General features: G+C 55.1%; 15 protein-coding genes. 10 read left to right on the top strand and 5 right to left on the bottom strand.

All coding sequences use genetic code 11. The features are described 5' to 3' along the window. Nucleotides 1–57 precede the first annotated feature (57 nt). The 7 genes from AC6T8Q_RS12325 to AC6T8Q_RS12295 all read left to right on the top strand — a co-directional run bounded on the left by AC6T8Q_RS12325 (nucleotide 58) and on the right by AC6T8Q_RS12295 (nucleotide 7,547). Nucleotides 58–444 carry a rhodanese-like domain-containing protein gene (locus AC6T8Q_RS12325; RefSeq protein WP_500679364.1) on the top strand — a complete coding sequence of 129 codons (387 nt, stop codon included), beginning with the start codon at nucleotides 58–60 and terminating at the stop codon, nucleotides 442–444. Further along, the gene (locus AC6T8Q_RS12320) at nucleotides 428–970 is read left to right on the top strand and encodes a methyltransferase domain-containing protein (protein ID WP_500679363.1); all 543 of its coding nucleotides are present in this window, start codon (nucleotides 428–430) and stop codon (nucleotides 968–970) included. Before AC6T8Q_RS12325 ends, AC6T8Q_RS12320 begins: the two co-directional genes overlap by 17 nt. A 151-nt stretch (nucleotides 971–1,121) precedes the next feature. Beyond that, the gene (locus tag AC6T8Q_RS12315; protein ID WP_500679362.1) at nucleotides 1,122–1,931 is read left to right on the top strand and encodes a menaquinone biosynthetic enzyme MqnA/MqnD family protein; all 810 of its coding nucleotides are present in this window, start codon (nucleotides 1,122–1,124) and stop codon (nucleotides 1,929–1,931) included. Continuing rightward, complete coding sequence (mqnC, locus tag AC6T8Q_RS12310; protein ID WP_500679361.1) at nucleotides 1,928–3,067, top strand: cyclic dehypoxanthinyl futalosine synthase; 1,140 nt, start codon at nucleotides 1,928–1,930, stop codon at nucleotides 3,065–3,067. The genes AC6T8Q_RS12315 and mqnC overlap by 4 nt, the downstream gene beginning before the upstream one ends. A gap of 143 nt (nucleotides 3,068–3,210) precedes the next feature. Further along, nucleotides 3,211–3,987: an ABC transporter ATP-binding protein gene (locus AC6T8Q_RS12305; protein WP_500679360.1), complete on the top strand. Its 777-nt coding sequence runs from the start codon at nucleotides 3,211–3,213 to the stop codon at nucleotides 3,985–3,987. Between the two features lie 6 nt (nucleotides 3,988–3,993). Then, the gene (locus AC6T8Q_RS12300; protein WP_500679359.1) at nucleotides 3,994–6,273 is read left to right on the top strand and encodes an ABC transporter permease subunit/CPBP intramembrane protease; all 2,280 of its coding nucleotides are present in this window, start codon (nucleotides 3,994–3,996) and stop codon (nucleotides 6,271–6,273) included. A gap of 62 nt (nucleotides 6,274–6,335) precedes the next feature. Then, the gene (locus AC6T8Q_RS12295; protein ID WP_500679358.1) at nucleotides 6,336–7,547 is read left to right on the top strand and encodes an amidohydrolase family protein; all 1,212 of its coding nucleotides are present in this window, start codon (nucleotides 6,336–6,338) and stop codon (nucleotides 7,545–7,547) included. On the opposite strand, the gene AC6T8Q_RS12290 is transcribed toward AC6T8Q_RS12295, so the two are convergent. From AC6T8Q_RS12290 to tkt, 3 genes are all read right to left on the bottom strand, one after another. Next, nucleotides 7,541–9,277 carry a hypothetical protein gene (locus tag AC6T8Q_RS12290; protein WP_500679357.1) on the bottom strand — a complete coding sequence of 579 codons (1,737 nt, stop codon included), beginning with the start codon at nucleotides 9,275–9,277 and terminating at the stop codon, nucleotides 7,541–7,543. The two genes, AC6T8Q_RS12295 and AC6T8Q_RS12290, sit on opposite strands and share 7 nt — an antisense overlap. 119 nt (nucleotides 9,278–9,396) lie before the next feature. Continuing rightward, the gene (gene trhA / locus AC6T8Q_RS12285; RefSeq protein ID WP_500679356.1) at nucleotides 9,397–10,104 is read right to left on the bottom strand and encodes a PAQR family membrane homeostasis protein TrhA; all 708 of its coding nucleotides are present in this window, start codon (nucleotides 10,102–10,104) and stop codon (nucleotides 9,397–9,399) included. Nucleotides 10,105–10,135: 31 nt separating this feature from the next. Continuing rightward, on the bottom strand, nucleotides 10,136–12,193 hold the full coding sequence (gene tkt, locus AC6T8Q_RS12280) for a transketolase (protein ID WP_500679355.1): 2,058 nt from the start codon (nucleotides 12,191–12,193) through the stop codon (nucleotides 10,136–10,138). A 239-nt stretch (nucleotides 12,194–12,432) separates the two neighbouring features. Between tkt and AC6T8Q_RS12275 the strand changes: the two genes are divergently transcribed. Then, a complete protein-coding gene (locus tag AC6T8Q_RS12275) occupies nucleotides 12,433–13,458 on the top strand; it encodes an ankyrin repeat domain-containing protein (RefSeq protein WP_500679354.1) in 1,026 nt (341 codons plus the stop codon). A gap of 14 nt (nucleotides 13,459–13,472) precedes the next feature. Here AC6T8Q_RS12275 and AC6T8Q_RS12270 read toward each other — a convergent pair whose 3' ends face one another. Both AC6T8Q_RS12270 and AC6T8Q_RS12265 read right to left on the bottom strand, forming a co-directional pair. After that, the gene (locus tag AC6T8Q_RS12270) at nucleotides 13,473–14,462 is read right to left on the bottom strand and encodes a Gfo/Idh/MocA family protein (protein WP_500679353.1); all 990 of its coding nucleotides are present in this window, start codon (nucleotides 14,460–14,462) and stop codon (nucleotides 13,473–13,475) included. 76 nt (nucleotides 14,463–14,538) lie between these two features. Then, on the bottom strand, nucleotides 14,539–15,159 hold the full coding sequence (locus AC6T8Q_RS12265) for a Maf family protein (RefSeq protein WP_500679352.1): 621 nt from the start codon (nucleotides 15,157–15,159) through the stop codon (nucleotides 14,539–14,541). Nucleotides 15,160–15,184: 25 nt separating this feature from the next. Between AC6T8Q_RS12265 and AC6T8Q_RS12260 the strand changes: the two genes are divergently transcribed. Together AC6T8Q_RS12260 and AC6T8Q_RS12255 are read left to right on the top strand one after the other, a co-directional pair. Beyond that, nucleotides 15,185–15,883 (top strand): RluA family pseudouridine synthase, encoded by a 699-nt coding sequence (locus AC6T8Q_RS12260; RefSeq protein WP_500679351.1) that lies wholly within the window; start codon nucleotides 15,185–15,187, stop codon nucleotides 15,881–15,883. Nucleotides 15,884–15,986: 103 nt separating this feature from the next. Continuing rightward, nucleotides 15,987–17,363, top strand: a complete 1,377-nt coding sequence (locus tag AC6T8Q_RS12255) for a serine/threonine-protein kinase (protein WP_500679350.1) — start codon at nucleotides 15,987–15,989, stop codon at nucleotides 17,361–17,363. Nucleotides 17,364–17,395 lie beyond the last annotated feature (32 nt).

Below are 17,395 nucleotides of genomic sequence, written 5' to 3'. Positions count from 1 at the left end.
TGCCGTTGCCATCCGGGCGAGTCGCCATACAATTGCGAAACAACTAAGGAGGAAGCCATGATCAGTATTCTGCTAGCGATTGCCATTGGCATGGCCACGACCGCGATTGAGTTCACCGACGATTCGCTCGCGCGAGTCAAAGAAAATATCACCAAGAAGAAGGCGGTGCTCGTCGACGTGCGCTCTAAGGATGAATGGGACAAAGGCCACGTCGCAGGGGCAATTTTTCTGCCGATCAATACCTTAGAAGAATTGCCCGCCGAGAAAGTCGCGAAGATTCTTCCCAAGGATCGAATCTTGTACACGCATTGCGTTATCGGCATGCGGGCTGAAGCCGCGGGCGAAATCCTCGAAGAGCAAGGCTACAAGGTCCGCGTGCTTAAGCCGGGATACAAAGAATTAATCGAGGCGGGTTTTAAGAAGCACGATGAAAGTCCGCGATAGTGGCATGCCCGACGAAGTCTACTGGGAATCATTATTCGATGTTCCTAGAATTCTCGTCCAACTCGAAATCGATAGTCGCTTGCAGGATGTCGTCGAACTTGGCTGTGGATATGGCACGTTCAGCATCCCCATCGCGCAGGTGATCACGGGAACGCTTTATACTTTTGATGTCGACTTAGCCATGCTCGAACGGACGAGGCAACGTGCCGCCGACATGCCGATCGTGTGTGAATACCGCGACGTGATGGAGCACGGCTTTGGAAGACACGCCGATGCGGCGCTTCTATTCAACATTTTGCATTGCGAACAGCCCGTTGAGCTTTTGCGTCATGCCGCCAATGCTGCGGAAGCGGTTCTTGTAGTTCACTGGCGCTACGGTGAAACGCCCCGTGGACCGACTCTCGATATGCGACCGCGTCCCGAACAAATCGTCGCCTGGGCCACGGAAGCAGGTTTGTCAGCGGGGCCGGTACTTGATTTACCGCCGTGGCACTATGGTTTGCGATTAACATCGAACGGAACCTAGTTTCGACATTTTGCGCTGAGTTAATTGCAACACTCTTATTGCGGGTAACCTCGTGGGAAGCGACCACAAAAGCCGCCGATGCAGTCCGCCTAGTCGGCCCTCCACAGGCCCTCTATAATCGCTGCATCGGCCCGCTTTCCACGAATATCCCATGAATACCTCGCACGACAATTCTGAACTTCGCATCGGTGCGGTCACCTATCTCAACACCAAGCCGTTGGTTTATGGCCTCGCGGAAATGCTTCCCGACGCCGAGCTTGTGTTCGATTATCCGAGCCGCTTGGCCGATGCGCTTGCCGCGGGAGAACTCGATATCGCGCTGGTTCCTTCGGCGGAAATGCTCGCCCATCCCGATTGGACGATTGTTTCCGATGCCTGCATCGCATGCCGCGGCCCCGTGCTGAGCGTAAAACTTTTGTTTCGCGTGCCTCCCAAACAGGTTCGCACTTTGGCTCTCGATGAAGGCTCACGCACGAGTGCCGTGCTGTCGCAAATTTTGTTACGCGAACTTGCCGGCGTAAAACCACGACTTTCCAACTTGCCGTTGGGGCATGAAGCTACGCAAACTGATACCGATGCCGTCCTCGTGATTGGTGATCGAGCGATTCGCTCGCCCGACGACGAGTTTATTGAAGTTTGGGATCTCGGCGACCGTTGGTGCCGTTGGGCGGAACTTCCGTTCGTGTTTGCCATGTGGGTCGCGCGGCCAGGCATCGACACGGCTGCCGCGGAAAAAGCGTTCACAGCCGCACGAGATCGTGGCTGCGAGAATCTGGCGGAAATCGCCCGCGAGCAGGCGGTTGCGATGCAGCTTCCTTATGATTTAGTATTCGAATATCTGTCGCGGAATTTGCATTTTGAACTTGGTGGCCGAGAACGCCGCGGGTTGGAATTATTCCGCGAAAAGGCGTTGGCTCTCGGATTAATTTCTCACAATTGCGAAGGAGTTGTGCGGCGATGATTGCTCAACCTTCGATCCCTTACATTCTCGACAAAGCCGTGGCCGGTGAACGGATCACAGCCGACGAAGCACTGCGCTTGTTGGAATCCCACGATTTGGCGTCACTCGGTCGTGCGGCGGATGAAGTCACGCGCCGGCTGCACCCGGAGAGCTACCGCACCTACAACATCGATCGCAACATCAACTACACAAATGTCTGTACGGCAGTTTGTGATTTTTGCGCGTTCTATCGCACGCCCAAATCGAATGAAGGTTACACGCTCGACCGCGGCCAGCTGTTACAAAAGATTCAAGAAACGGTCGAAATCGGCGGCGATCAAATACTGCTGCAAGGGGGCCTGCACCCCGAATACAAGCTCGAGTGGTATGAGGAAATGCTCCGCGACATCAAACGCGAGTTTCCTCAAGTGAACATCCACGGTTTTAGCCCACCGGAAATTTATCACTTCACCAAAGTTTGCAAACTGCCCACTCGCGAAGTGCTAGAGCGTCTCAAAGCCGCGGGATTAGGGAGCCTCCCCGGCGGTGGCGCGGAAATCCTGGTCGACCGTGTGCGGCATGCGATCACCCGCGGCAAAGTGCTGACCGACGATTGGCTCAACGTGAATCGTATTTGGCACGAAATGGGTGGCCGCAGCACGGCGACCATGATGTTTGGCCATGTCGAAACGCTGGCTGAACGCGTCGAGCATTTGGATCGCTTGCGTGAACTCCAAGATGAAACCGGCGGCTTCACGGCATTCATTTGTTGGACCTTTCAGCCCGATCACACCGAGATGTCGAACGTCCCTCCTGCGGGTTCGTTTGAATATTTGAAAACCAATGCGGTCGCGCGGTTGTATCTCGATAACTTCGCCAACATTCAATCGAGCTGGGTCACGCAAGGACTCAAGATTGGCCAGATGGCGTTGGTTTATGGTGCGAACGACATGGGCAGTCTCATGATCGAGGAAAACGTTGTCGCCGAGGCGGGGACCGTTCATCACCTAACACTCGATGAAATTCGCGGGGCCATCGCGGAACTCGGTTACGAGCCCCGGCAGCGGAATGTCTTTTACGAGCTGATCGACCGTCCGGTCGAATCGATTGTGCGGCCTGGTGGTGCGAACCTTCGCAGCCTGCCCATCGTAAACTGAATCGGGCCAAGAACTTGCTTCGCAATTCGGGCGGTTTCTGTTATCCTTCAAACAGGAACAGATTCTTTCGCACTCGTCGGCGGACGCCATAATTGGCCAGTTTGAGGCGGTGGCGTTTTCTTTGCAGCATTCGTTAGGACACCATGTCGTTGTCAGGCACCGTTGTCGAAGCTCGTTCGTTGACAAAGTCTTATACCGACTTGCGCCGTGGCGATTTTATCGCGCTCGACGGTTTGAGCTTTTCAGCCAGTGCTGGTGAAGTGTTCGGTCTGCTCGGACCCAACGGTGCGGGCAAAACGACGGCTCTGCGAATCTTAAGCACGGTGCTGCAACCCACGAGTGGCACAGCCAGCATCAATGGTTTTGACTGCGTCACGCAGCCCTCGCTCGTGCGGCACCATATCGGCTTTATGTCGGCCAACACCGCGGTTTACGATCGCATGACCGCCTGGGAAATGGTTGAATACTATGGTCGACTGTACGGGATGGCAGAACAACAACTCCATGATCGGATGGAGGATTTGTTCGAGCGCCTGCAAATGCAAAATATCCGCGACCTATTGGGCGCGAAAATGTCGACCGGCATGAAGCAGAAAGTTTCGATTGCCCGGGCGATTGTCCATGATCCCCCCGTGTTGATCTTCGACGAAGCCACGAGTGGGCTCGACGTCCTCGTGGCTCGCGCGCTGCTGGACATCGTTGCTGAGCTGCGTGACGAAGGAAAGTGTATTGTCTTTTCCACGCACATCATGCGCGAAGCCGAACGGCTTTGCGACCGCGTAGCCGTGATGCATCGAGGAAAGATTCTCGCCGAGGACACGGTCGACAACATGCGCAACCAACATGGCGGCGGTGACTTGGAAGATGCGTTTTTCGAACTCATTCGCGCCGAAGAGGCCGCGCTGGTCGAGGCCAAATAATTCCGCATGAATCTGCACAACGTCAAATTGGTGTATGCCCGCGAGATGCGGGACCAACTCCGCGACCGGCGGACGTTGTTCTTGATTGCCGTGCTGCCATTGTTGCTCTACCCGCTGTTGGGGATGAGCTTCTTTCAGCTTTCGCAGTTTTTGCGAAACAATGCCTCGAAGGTTCTGGTGCTAGGGGAAGAACAGCTTGCGGACAGCCCTTGGCTACCCGATCTGTTACACGAAGATCGCTTTGTGAGCAGTTGGTTCGTGAGTGTCGACGACAGTAAGAGTTTGCAGGTCATTCGTCCTGACGAATTGTGGAAAGACGATGAAATTCCACAGGGCAAACGCTTGCTAGATGCTTCTCGGCAGGCCATTGAGCAGGGTAATGTTCAAGTTGTACTCTATTTTCCGCCGGGATTTAGTGAACGGCTTGAAGAAGTGCGATCCTCGCTAATGAATCGCAGTGCCAACGACGAGGTCGCCGACGAGGCCAAGGTGCCCGAACCGGAGATCTTCTACAATTCAGCAAATGAAAAATCACGGATTGCCCAATTGCGGGTCGATGCCGTGATGCGAGATTGGCGCGTGGCGGTGACTCAAACCAATCTCCGTGACAGCCATGTGCCGCTCGATGCCACGAATCCTTTTCAAGTGCGACAGCAAGATGTCGCTCGTGAGCAGCAACGCTCGGCGGCCATCTGGTCGAAAATCCTGCCATTTATCTTATTCATTTGGGCTCTGACCGGCGCGTTTTATCCGGCTATTGACCTTTGCGCCGGTGAAAAAGAACGCGGCACGCTAGAAACTTTGCTTGTGAGTCCTGCCGAACGTCGCGAAATCGTGTGGGGCAAGCTGCTCACGATCATGACGTTCAGTATTGTGACCGCCCTATTGAACCTGAGCAGCATGGGGCTGACGGCGAAATTTATTCTGGGACAATTCCAAGAAATTGCGAGCCTACCAGGAGCTAAAAGTTTGGCCCTGCCGCCGCTCGTTTCCGTGATTTGGTTGGTGATCGCGCTACTACCGATTGCGGCGTTCTTTAGTGCGATGTGCCTCGCCTGCGCGGCGTTTGCTCGCAGCACCAAGGAGGGCCAGTACTATTTGATGCCCCTGCTTTTGGTGATCATGCCGTTGATGATGCTGCCGCTCTCACCTGGTGTTGAGCTCAATCTTGGCAACAGTTTAATACCTGTCACTGGCGTCGTGCTTGTACTACGCGCCGTGATCGAAGGGCAATATTGGGAAGTCGTGCGTTACTTGGTTCCTGTCGTGGGAGTGACGCTCGGGTGCTGTTTGCTGGCCATTCGTTGGGCCGAAGATCAATTCAATCGAGAATCCGTGCTATTCCGCGAAAGCGAACGGCTCGACTTGGGGCGTTGGATCACCCATGTATTCCGTGACCGTGCCGACACGCCGACGCTTGCGCAAGGTTTGCTCTGCATCGCCGTCGTGCTGATCGTGCAGTTCTTTGTGAATCTGTCGCTCTCGGCCAAAGCGGGGATGGGAAGCGATTTTCTTTCGCTTGCCCAAATGTTGTTCATCAGTCAGGTGGTCTGCATCGCGCTACCCGTGGGATTGATGACGCTGTTGTTTACGCGCCGCCCAGCGCGAACGCTGCTGCTCGACAAGTTGCCGCGGTTTTCGCATGTCGTTGCGGCTGCACTTTTGGCTTTACTTGTCTTTCCATTGGGGCATCAAGTGAGCCAATGGGTGCAGCAACTTTATCCGTTTTCGACGGAAGTTCAGCAACAAATCATGGCCCTCGAGAAAACACTTGGCGACGCGCCGAATTGGTGGCTGCCGTTTGTGTTGATCGGACTTTTGCCGGCCGTCTGCGAAGAGATCGCCTTCCGTGGTTTTGTCCTCTCCGGCCTGCGGCATCTCGGCCACAAGTGGTGGGCAATCAGCATTTCGGCCATCGCGTTTGGCATGGCTCACTTTATCTTGCAGCAAAAGATCTCTGCGGCAGCGGTGGGACTTGTGCTCGGCTTCATTGCGGTACAAACCAGCAGCCTCATCCCCTGCATGCTATTTCATGCGATCTTCAACAGCCTGACGCTGGTGTTAGCGAAGATTGCCCCGCAGTTTGAGAAAATCGTCGACGACTACCCCCTACTGGAGTATGTCGTGCGCACTGACGGCGAAGGAATATTCCAACCCGGCTTTATGATCGCTTGCTTGTTCGCCGCGGCATTGGTCCTGTGGTGGCTGCATCGCCTGCCGTATCGCCGCACACAGGAAGAAAAGTTGCAAGAAGCGCTCGATCACCAGCAATTCGCCGGTGCTTGAGCAATTCTGTGGGCAAGGCCAGAATAAGTGCTACACATTTTGAGCACATGCTTTAGGCCGTCATGACACAAATTTCTCTCCGCGCCCGTTGGGTTGTTCCCGTTGCTTCTCCGCCGATTGCTAACGGCGTTATCTCGATCGAGGGAGAGCGAATCGTCGCGGTCGGTCCAGCTTTCCATGGCCAGGAGATCGATCTGGGCGACGTGGTCCTCATGCCGGGACTGGTGAATGCCCACACACATTTGGAGTTTAGCGATTGCCAGAAACCGCTCGGCCGAGCGGGCATGGCACTGCCCGAATGGATTCGCCAGGTGATCGGCACGCGGCATCGGGCTGATCGCGATCCCGCCGCGGCAATCTCGCTAGGATTGAATGAATCGCTTCGCGCGGGAGTGACGACACTCGGCGAAATTTCAACGACTTCGGCTTCCGCTTACAGCGAATTTTCTGGCTCACAGCTGTTGGCATTTCAGGAAGTGATTGGCTTCTCCGCAGCACGCTGTGACTCCGTGCACGGAGATTTGGAAGATCGGCTCGATGCGGCGCTGGAAAAGCATCTCAACGTCGGTATTAGCCCGCATGCTCCTTACACGGTGCATCCCGAGTTGTTGCAACGACTGATCGACAGCGCTGCTAGTCGAAACTTGCCGGTGGCGATGCATTTGGCTGAATCTCTCGAAGAGCTTGAACTCCTGAGGGATAACACCGGCCCGTTTCAACAATTGCTCGCCGACCGCAGCATGTGGGACCCTCAGGCGATCCCACTTGGCAGCAAGCCCCTCGATTACTTGCGTGTGATGTCACAATCGCCAAGGTCGCTCGTGATTCACGGCAACTATCTTTCGTTCGAGGAAATTGCTTTCCTGGGTGAGAATCGCGAAACGGTGTCCGTTGTCTATTGCCCGCGAACGCATGCTTTCTTTGGGCATAGTGAATACCCTCTTCAGCAAATGCTGGACGCTGGCGTGCGTGTGGCTTTAGGAACAGACAGCCGCGCATCAAATCCCGATTTGAATTTGCTCAGCGAAATGCGTTTTGTAGCGAAGCAATTCCCGAATCTTACCCCCGAAACAATTCTGCAAATGGGAACGCTGTGGGGCGCTGAATCCTTAGGTTTGAGTCAAGACATTGGAACACTAGAACCCGGCAAATTGGCCGATCTCGTTGCGATCCCCTGCCCCGGCAGCAATGGTCCGTTTAGCTCGATATTGCACGGCTCCGAACAGCCCACGCATGTGTTTGTGCGTGGCGAGCAAGTTATCGTGGCTCAGTGAGCGAACATCTGTTCCACTTCCTTGGTGAACTTCGACATCGCCTTCGAGGCCTCCACGGGCAAAACGATTTCCCCTGACCAGGCCACATCGCCGGCGTTCATCGTGAGGGCCAATGGTGGTGCGCTTGGGTATTCCGGCAACTCGGGAAACGAGCCCAAAAGCATCATCGATTTCAAGGCATTCTTTACGAGTGTCATTAAACCTTCAGGATTCAATAGTCCCACCCAGTCGGCCTCGAGGTCGGTGAGCTTGAGCGTCGTTTGCACTTGGGGATCTTTACTGAGGCCGGCGTCCTGCTTCTTAAAGTCGGCGATAAAGCTCTCCAATTTTTCGCTCGACTCCATCCCAAAGAAAATGTGCGAATCATCCGTGGCCACAAAATAAAGCGACAATTTATGATCGATACCCAAAAGCGACGTCAACATGGATTGCCAGATGATATTGTCCCCGTCGCCAGCCGCTTCATCCAAATCGCAGGTGACTTCAATCCCTTTCGCGCCGGCAATCTCGGTCTCTGCAATTTCATAGACAAGTTTGATATCGCTTTTCGAGCGTTGAATCAACTTGTTAGACAGATCGAACAACTCCTTAAGCGACTGCATATACTTAGCGGAATCCGCAACGGTCAGTCGAGCGAACACGACCGACAACAAGGGTTCCCCTTCCTTGCCACTGGTGATCAGATAAGAAACTTTCTGCAAATCAGCGACGGCCAATTCATACGAATGTTGCACTTCCTGCCAATCCGCTTCGGTGAAATCGTCCCGGCCATCCTGTGTTGCCATCTCGCGGGAGATGTTCGTGAATAATTCCGGCAGCCATATCCCCGTGCCGAGCGGAACCGGCCCCCCTCCCGCAACGACATACGGCTTTGCGGCAAAACCCGTGAGTGGCTTTTCCGCGTCCTCGACCTCCGTGAGTTTGGCCTCGGCGATGGGCTGTTGAAACTGAACATGCCAGCGAACGCGGGCATTGATTTCTTCGTCGATCGCCATGCCGAGAGCTGCCGACTGAATGTTCTCACGGAAGAATTCGGCGAACGGCAGGTCGTCGCCTAAAGTGAGCATGTCGTTGGGAATCGCCGAAGGCTGGGCGGGAACATCCGTGGCATCGGTGGCTTCCAGCTGGCGTTTATTTTGTTCCGCGATGTAAGCGATCCCCGCTGGCGAAACCACGATCGCGATATCATTGACTGCGAGCCACTCGGTCAACTCGGCGACCGCCGCGGGAGTTTTCTCGGGTTGAGCCAAAACTTTTTGCATCAACTCGCGATGTTCAAGATTCATGACCACCGCGAAATCAGCGCGCTTGGCCACCAACACGTCTTGATTGGCCACGGTAATGCGGCAGATTTCGCCCGTCGCATCCGCTTTCATCGCCTCGGCGAAGGCGTTGTAATCACTCACGGGCAGCAAAAACATTGGTGCGGGAACGCCCGGCTCGCTCGATGGCAGCAAACCAAACAACAAATCGCCTTCGAGATTAAGACCTGCTGAGAGCCCAGTCATCGCTTGCACCATTTCCAGTGGGGCAGGCAAGCCATCGTGAAACACCCCCACGAATTTCACAATCTTGTCGTTGGCCGCCTGGACGTTGCGGACCATAGCGAAGCTCAGCACCTCCTCTGGCAAATAGGAAAGCCCGTCGACGGCGCGGACCGTATTCGCTCCCATCAACCATAGCGTGATAAAAACAACTAAGCGAGACTTATTGGAAAGAATGGATTTCATCGGTTGCGGACTTTTCAAAAGGGTTAAAAAATCGAACTCGTCACATTATCCCCAGAGAGTTTTGTCTCACAAGCGGAGACAAAATTAATTCGTACTATTGGTAAGATTCGTGGTAAAAATCAAACGGCATCTTCGATTGGCAAATAGGGCCGATTGGCGATTGAATAGACAAACGCCCAGTGGCAGCCCAGCCCGATCAGCACCGCCACGTGGAAGATTTCGTGCGACTGGATAACCCCCGTCACGATCACGGGCCACTGCATGCTGTTGAGAATCGCACCGAAGGTGTAGGCCAGCCCGCCCCACATGACGGGTCGGGCAAACTCAAAGCCATAGCGCCGCACCAAATCGCGCCACGAAATCAGTCCAATCCAGCCCATACCAATGTACATGGCCGTGCCGGCAACCGGCGGGATGGAATCAAAGTAGATTGACTTGAACGTGATACCAAGCACGGCAACGGTCCACACAATCACCAGCACCAACCAGCGCTCGCGGCCGCGAAACAGGATCACGTGCATGGGAGTGAACGAGCACGCGATCAGTAAAAAGATTGCCGCGTGATCGAGCCGCCGCAAAAATTCGTGGCTAGCTCCGGGCCCCGTAAGATGCGTCAGGCCGCTCACCACGAGCAAAAAAACCGTCCCGCAGCAAAAGATCACGAGACTGGCCACGCGCAGCGGATCCCCCCAGCCGCGCCGCAGCAAGAACACCGAAAACACCGCGAAGATCGCCGCACCCAACAAGTGCGACAAACTGCTGAACGGATCAGCAAAACCGGAGATTGAAATCACCTGCGCCACGACACATCCGATGTTTGTCGGCATCGTCACGATACCGTGGACCTTGGCAACACGACTATTTGCCGAGTTGCTTCTTCGCGGCTTCGACCATTTTCTCGGGAGTGATTCCCACGGCTTTGTAGATCTGCTCGAACGGAGCCGACATACCAAAACCGTGCATTCCGATGAAGGCACCACGACCCGCCAGATAGCGATCCCAACCTTGTCGCACGCCGGCTTCGACTGCAACGCGAGCGGTCACCGTCGGTGGCAAGACTTCGTCTTGATAGCTTTGGGGCTGCTCGTCGAACAGTTCGAAGCATGGCAAGCTCACAACCCGGGCTTTGATGCCGGACTTGGCCAGTTCCTCTTGCGCCGCGACCGCGATCGATAGCTCGCTGCCGGTTCCCATAAGAATCACATCAGGCTTACCGCCGGGGGCATCCGAAAGAATGTAACCACCCTTCATCACGCCATCCGCCGCGGCATACTTTTCGCGATCCAGCGTCGGCATGTTTTGGCGAGTCAAAATGATCGCCGAAGGGCGGTGGTTGTTGGCGAGCGCTGCCTTCCAGGCGTATACCGATTCGTTAGCATCGCCGGGGCGAATTAACAGCAAATTAGGAATGGCACGCATGGCTGCCAGCTGTTCCACCGGTTGATGCGTGGGCCCATCTTCGCCAACGCCGATCGAATCGTGCGTGAACACAAAGATCGACGGCAGATTCATGATCGCGGCCAAACGGAGCGAAGGCCGACAGTAATCGCTAAACACAAAGAACGTTGCACCATAGGCACGCAATCCGCTGAGTACCATGCCATTCACAGCCGCTGCCATCGCATGTTCGCGAATGCCAAAATGGAAATTCCGCCCTGCGAAATCTTCCGAGGAGAAACTGCCGGTACCGTCGAATTCCAATAGTGTTTTCGTCGAAGGAGCCAAGTCCGCCGAACCACCCACCAGCCATGGAATGTTCTTGGCAAAAGCATTGAGAGCCTTGCCACCTGAGTTGCGTGTGGCAGCTCCCTTGGCATCGGCCGGGAATGTGACGATCTCTTTGTCCCAACCCTTGGGCAGTTCATTCATCTGCATCAGGTTGATCTGCTCGGCCAGTTCAGGAAACTCGCTCGTGTATTTCTGGAAAAGCTCTTCCCAAGCTTCGCGAGCGTCGCGGCCTCGTTCGCCCAGCGTGTTCTGGAAATGCTCGGGCACTTCGGGGGGAACCAGGAACGATTCATTCTCAGGCCAGCCGTAAGCGGCTTTCGTGAGTTTGATTTCTTCAGCTCCCAACGCTTCGCCGTGAGCCTTCGAGGTGTTGGCCTTGTTGGGCGAACCGTAGCCAATGATCGTTTTCACAATGATCAACGTGGGGGCGTCGGTCGTTTTGAGAAACGCTTCGTAAGCCTTGGCCAGCGATTTGAGATCATTGCCGTCGGTGACGCGAATCACATTCCAGCCAAGCCCCTTGAAACGTGTGGCCACATCTTCGCTAAAGGCCAGATTCGTGTGGCCTTCGATCGTGATCGTGTTATCGTCGTAAATCCAACAGAGATTATCGAGCTTCAAATGGCCCGCAAGTGAGGCGGCTTCGCAGGCAACCCCTTCCATCAGGTCGCCGTCACTGCATTGGTTGTAGACATTGAAGTTGAACAGTTCGTAGCCGGGCTTGTTGTATCGCGCGCCGCGCCATTTGCTGGCGATCGCCATGCCAACGCTATTGCCGCAACCTTGCCCCAGCGGGCCGGTCGTGGTTTCGACACCCGTTGTATGGCCATGTTCCGGATGTCCGGGGGTCGCGCTAGCAAACTGCCGGAAGTTCTTGAGATCGTCGAGCGAAACCGAAGGCTCGTCAGTGAGCTTGCCATCTTTAATCGTTTTCACGCCTGCTAGGTGCAGCATCGAATAGATCAACATCGATGCATGGCCACAGGAAAGGACATAGCGATCGCGGTTCGGCCAAGCCGGGGACGAAGGATCATAATTGAGCACTTCGGTCCACAATTGATAGGTCACCGGCGCGAGCGCCATCGGCGTACCAGGATGCCCCGATTTCGCGGCTTCGACGCCGTCCATCGCAAGGGTGCGGATCGTGTTGATGGCCAATTGCGAAAGGTCGTTAGCAGTTTTCGGCATGTGTCTTATAGCATGAAAAGGTCGTGGCAAAGTACTCAACCCGAAGCACTAATATAGGGGCATTTCGGGCAAAGTGTCAATTGACCGAAAGTGTTGCCGGGCAACGATCTAGGTTCGATTAAGAAGACGTAAAAAACGAACTTCATCGGCTGATTTGCGAAAGGAACTCTGGCGTGCCGGAATGCTGACCCGGATCCGACAACTTGTCGTTGTAAATAGCGCCGACATATCTTATTGGCATGACTCATCAAGAACCAATTGGTACGCGCGTCGCGGCCTTCTTAGCTGCCAAAGATGAAACGGCAATAATTTCTCTGCTCCAGCAGAACGAGATCGACCCCGATCAAGTTTTCGTTGTGGGAGGCGTCAAGCAGCGGCTTCTCGCGATTGCAGCCAGCCAAAACTACACCGATCTCGCATTTTATCTCATCACAAATGGTGCTGATGCCGATCGGCGAACTTTTGGCCGTACTCCTCTTTTGGACGCTTGCGATTGGAAGAATCACCAACTTATCGAAGCGTTATTGGCCATTAGTGTGAATGTTGATGCACGGCAAGCGGCTGGTTCAGGTGAATCTGACGACACTCCCCTGATGATTTCCGCTGAACGTTGCGACCTCACGGCGATTCATCTTTTACTGGCTGCTGGTGCCGACGCATTGGCAACGAATCGACATTCGCAAACAGCGGTCCATGCCGTCCTACGGTCTTATGCTCCTCAAGCTCACAAGCATCCTGATGCATCAGAGATTCTGCAAAGATTGATCGAAGCGGGGGCACCGCTCCAGGGATCCGAATTGCATTTCCCGATCTATTGCCGCGATGTGGAGATGGTTTCGCTATTGATTGCAGGAGGCAGTCCCGTCGACTTACCGCTATCCAAAAACGAGGAATACGGTCCCAAGAAAGGTGATACTCCGTTGGCAACGCTTTTGCGTTTTAACAACTTCGATCTAGCAGGCGGTTCGTTTGACTACGAAGTGACTGATCCGGCTCGGCTCGAATTATGTGGTCTGCTTCTGAAACATGGTGCGAACCCCAATCAAGCTGTTGCGAAGGGAGTCACGCCGCTACGGCTCGTTTTGCCGAAAACTCATGCCCCGTTCAATTTGCAAATGACGAAGCTTCTCGTCGAAGCGGGTGCCAACCCGCATAGCGTTCCGCCTGGTAGCAAAGAGCCATCAGTAGCTGATTTAGCAGTTGAGCGCGGTTTGACGGAGTTTGTTGAGCTGTTCGCAAGCGTGGCCGAGGGTGGCAATCGCTGATACGAGTCCATTTTTTAACAAAATACCCGCTGCCCTGTCTTGCAGCTCACCTTCGCCTGATTCGTGATAATGATCGCCTTGTGAGCGTCGTCGAGGCTCGCCGTTTTGAGAACCAGACTAGACACCGCGCGGTGAAAAGTCATCAGCAATTGCTCGCCGACGTTCCGTTCGTGGTCGAGCTTTTCCATGTGTTGTCCCGCCTTGTCAAACCACGCCACGGTGTTGGGCAGATCGACAAACGCTATGCCGTTGTCGCACACCACTTTGAGATCGGCCGGCCTACGATACGCGAGTGATTCTTCGAGCGACTCGGGCACATAGTTGCCGCAACCGATGATCGCCACGGGCCCGAGACCAAACTCAGCATTCGGTGAGAAATCTAAACTCACAGCAAAGTAATCGTTGAACGGTGTTTCCGCCGAGCGGTGGGCCGTGGCAATGAGTGAAGTCGGATCGCCTTCCACCACGTAGCGACACCAATCGACCAGCTCCACCAGATCGCGGGCACAGCGGTCGCCATTTTCGCACTTGATCGGCGAGCTACGGCGACGATTACAAAACAACAGTCGGGGCTTGCCCAGCTTCGTGGCGAGCAGTTCTTTAAGCCGCAAGGTGGCTGGCGACAACCGACAGGCGAACTCCGCCATGAAGGCGATGCCCGACTCCTGCACGCGCTCGCGGAGGGTGGTGGCTTGATCGTCTTCCAATTCCAGAGCGGCCGCGCAATAGACGGCTTTGCCATACTCACAGGCAGCAAAAATCGGCGTCGGTCCGTAAAAATGGGCCGAGAGCAACATTACCCCGTCGATGTCGTCGCGATCCATTAACGAGCGGAAGCCATCATAGACCGTCGCGTTGAACTGTTTGGCAACCTGAACCGCGCGGTGCTGCACCGGATCGCAAACTGCGACAACCTCCAGTCGATCCGACAAGGCTTTCAATGCGGGGTAATGCCGCGACTCCCACGCGGATCCAATTCCAACAACACCGACCCGCAGTTTCATAACCGTTCCGTGGGATGCTCAAGTTGTGCTGTCGCGACAATCATGACGCCGCGATCAGCTTGAATTATAGGGGCATTCACGTGTTTGGCTCAATCGAGATTTGTTCGATCATCTCGGCCAGCAATTCCATGGGGAGGCCAACCACATTGGATTCGCTCCCCTGAACGATGCTTAGCCAACCGGGGCGATCCTGATAGCCAAACGCACCGGCCTTTCCCCGCCACAGGCCGCTTTCCAGATATTCGTCGATATCTTCGTCCGTCAGGTTGTCCATCTCGAGTTCGGTGATCGCAATTCGCGTGCGGGGAGCCGTCTTTTGTTGCGTGGCGCCGAGCACCCACAGACAGAGCCCGCTGTACACACGATGCCGTTTGCCACGCAGATGCTCGAGGATTGAGCGGGCATGGTCCTCGTCGCGTGGCTTGCCCAAGATCATTCCTTCGCATTCGGCCACGGTGTCGCAGGCCAAAACGAGCGTGGGCTCCTGTGGTCGGTCCGCCGCGCGTAGTTGACTCACCACGTCGGCGGCTTTGCGGGCCGACAGATCGAGCACCAACTCCGCGGGACCGCATTGGCTGCAAATTCCCCCTTCGGCAGCTTCATCGGGCGGAAGAATCTCGAATTCATAACCTGCCTCGGCAAGCAGGCTCTTTCGTTGGGGCGAGCTACTGGCGAGAATCAAAGGGAGCTTTAACATGGGGCCGATTGTCTGAATTGTGAATATGCCGGAACGCTTCAATCATAACCTGGATGTGCTGTTCGAGGATAATCATTTGCTGGTCGTCAACAAGCCCGCGATGTTGCCGACAATGGGCGTGGCGGAAACCGAGCCCAGCCTGTTAAAACTCGCCAAGGAATACATCCGCGAAAAATATCAAAAGCCGGGGAATGTCTATCTCGGCATCGTGAGTCGGCTTGATACTCCCGTCACGGGGGTGACAGTTATTGCCAGAACTTCCAAAGCCGCCGCGCGGCTCTCCGAAGCGTTTCGCGAGCGCCAAGTCAAGAAACTTTACTGGGCAGTTGTCGCGGGCGAACTTCCAGAACCGACCGGGACACTGGAACATTATCTACGCAAAGACGAACGCCATCGCAAAGTGCACGTCACCCATGCGACCGCGCCTGATGCTCAATTAGCGCGGTTACAGTATCGCTTGCTCAAAACTGTCAGCGGCTTATCGCTGCTGGAGATTGAACTCGAAACAGGCCGCAAGCATCAAATTCGCGTGCAACTGGCCAAGTTGGGGTGTTCAATCGTCGGCGACCGCAAGTACGGCAGCCAGCGTGAATTTTCGCGGGGGATCGCCCTGCATGCCCGGGAGTTGGTTATTGCGCACCCAGTTCGTGGCGATGAGTTGACGTTTGTTGCACCACTCCCCAAGGCTTGGCGAGCGGATCATCATTTTGCCGGATTATTCTAAACGTCGCGTGTACGTGCTTGGCGCTCTTGGAAAAGAGAAACTAGACTTAAATAACTGCGATCTACAAACTTCTTGAATTTTCTTAACGGCCCGGGCCAACTGCGTGCGAACAGAACGATCTATTCTTGAACAAGCCGGTTTGGCCAGTGGCCTGTTGACCGAGGAGCAGATCGACCGCGCTTGGCAGGTGCTGATCGAATCGTTGCCGGCGGCGGATGTCACGCTCGAAAAGATCACCGACGAGCAGCTCGCCGCGCAGATGATTGCCCTGGGTTACTTGAATCGCTGGCAAGCGGAGCAACTTCGCCAGGGTCGCACCAAGTTCAACTTGGGTGCTTATCGCATTCTCGATGCCATCGGCCACGGCGGCATGGGTTGGGTCTTCAAATGCGAGCACGGCCTCTTAGGTCGCGTCGAAGCAATCAAGGTCCTCCCCAAAAATCAAACCAACCCGAATTCCATTGCCAGTTTTTTGCGCGAGATTCGTGCCCAAGCACAGCTCAACCATCCGAATCTCGTGCATCTGACCTATGCTGACACCGACGGCGACACCTATTTCCTCGTGACGGAATACGTCCCCGGCACGGACCTGCGAAAAATGGTGCGGCATCATGGACCGCTGATGATGAACGAGGCAGCGGTGATTATTTCGCAAGCTGCCGAAGCTTTGTCCCATGCCCACGGCCGCGGACTCATTCATCGCGACGTAAAGCCTGGGAACATATTGATTACGACCGATGGCCGCAGCAAATTGGCGGATCTGGGCTTGGCCTATTTTTATTCCGACGATCAGCAATCGGGCCAGAAAAAGCCCCGGCACATTGTCGGTACGGCCGACTATATTGCCCCGGAAATTATCGTGTCGCCCGATGTCTTGCGCACCGTGAGCGACATCTATTCCTTGGGCTGCACGCTCTATTACGCCGTGACCGGTAAGGTGCCGTTCCCCGGTGGCGACACAGCCGACAAGCTCCGCCGCCAATTGGATGAAGCCCCGATCGCGCCGCAGCGGTTGAATCCCGCGGTGACGGAAGAGTTTTCCCAAGTGATTGCCGCGATGATGGAAAAACGCCCCGCCGACCGCGTTGCGACGGCTGAGGGAGTGACTGAACTTCTCAGACCTTGGGTCAATAATTCAAGTAGTGCCGCGCAGCAGCACGTGGGCAACCTCACGAAACTGCCCCCCAAGGTGAAGCATGAATCTCCTTTGGCTGATACGATTGCTGTCGAATACGAGCTTAGTGAAACCATGGGACGCCAAGAGGAAAGCACCGATTCCAGTTCATTAGGCGGAGCGACGCTGCCGCAAATCGTGGCTGAAGAACGCGCGCGGGCCGAAGCCGAGCGGCTCAAGGAGTTAGAAAAAGAACGCGCCAAAGCCGAGCGCGTCTTGCCGCTCGATCGCATCATCACCGTGATGGTCACACTCGCCGTAGTGATCGCCGGTGCCGCGGTTTATCTCATGGTTACCGGGAAATAGCTCGGACTGCTCGCTTAAGCGAACAGTCCAGA

The sequence above is a fragment of the Bythopirellula sp. genome, assembly GCF_041737835.1.
Taxonomy (GTDB): domain Bacteria; phylum Planctomycetota; class Planctomycetia; order Pirellulales; family Lacipirellulaceae; genus Bythopirellula.
The sequence above is the reverse complement of the archived record's forward strand: the minus strand, read 5'-3'. Positions and strand labels throughout refer to the sequence as shown.

Bases quoted from the DNA above. Each gene is read 5' to 3' on its own strand.
- AC6T8Q_RS12325 (WP_500679364.1), top strand. From the start codon at position 58: ATGATCAGTATTCTGCTAGCGATTGCCATTGGCATGGCCACGACCGCG.
- AC6T8Q_RS12320 (WP_500679363.1), top strand. From the start codon at position 428: ATGAAAGTCCGCGATAGTGGCATGCCCGACGAAGTCTACTGGGAATCA.
- AC6T8Q_RS12315 (WP_500679362.1), top strand. From the start codon at position 1,122: ATGAATACCTCGCACGACAATTCTGAACTTCGCATCGGTGCGGTCACC.
- mqnC (WP_500679361.1), top strand. From the start codon at position 1,928: ATGATTGCTCAACCTTCGATCCCTTACATTCTCGACAAAGCCGTGGCC.
- AC6T8Q_RS12305 (WP_500679360.1), top strand. From the start codon at position 3,211: ATGTCGTTGTCAGGCACCGTTGTCGAAGCTCGTTCGTTGACAAAGTCT.
- AC6T8Q_RS12300 (WP_500679359.1), top strand. From the start codon at position 3,994: ATGAATCTGCACAACGTCAAATTGGTGTATGCCCGCGAGATGCGGGAC.
- AC6T8Q_RS12295 (WP_500679358.1), top strand. From the start codon at position 6,336: ATGACACAAATTTCTCTCCGCGCCCGTTGGGTTGTTCCCGTTGCTTCT.
- AC6T8Q_RS12290 (WP_500679357.1), bottom strand. From the start codon at position 9,277: ATGAAATCCATTCTTTCCAATAAGTCTCGCTTAGTTGTTTTTATCACG.
- trhA (WP_500679356.1), bottom strand. From the start codon at position 10,104: ATGCCGACAAACATCGGATGTGTCGTGGCGCAGGTGATTTCAATCTCC.
- tkt (WP_500679355.1), bottom strand. From the start codon at position 12,193: ATGCCGAAAACTGCTAACGACCTTTCGCAATTGGCCATCAACACGATC.
- AC6T8Q_RS12275 (WP_500679354.1), top strand. From the start codon at position 12,433: ATGACTCATCAAGAACCAATTGGTACGCGCGTCGCGGCCTTCTTAGCT.
- AC6T8Q_RS12270 (WP_500679353.1), bottom strand. From the start codon at position 14,462: ATGAAACTGCGGGTCGGTGTTGTTGGAATTGGATCCGCGTGGGAGTCG.
- AC6T8Q_RS12265 (WP_500679352.1), bottom strand. From the start codon at position 15,159: ATGTTAAAGCTCCCTTTGATTCTCGCCAGTAGCTCGCCCCAACGAAAG.
- AC6T8Q_RS12260 (WP_500679351.1), top strand. From the start codon at position 15,185: ATGCCGGAACGCTTCAATCATAACCTGGATGTGCTGTTCGAGGATAAT.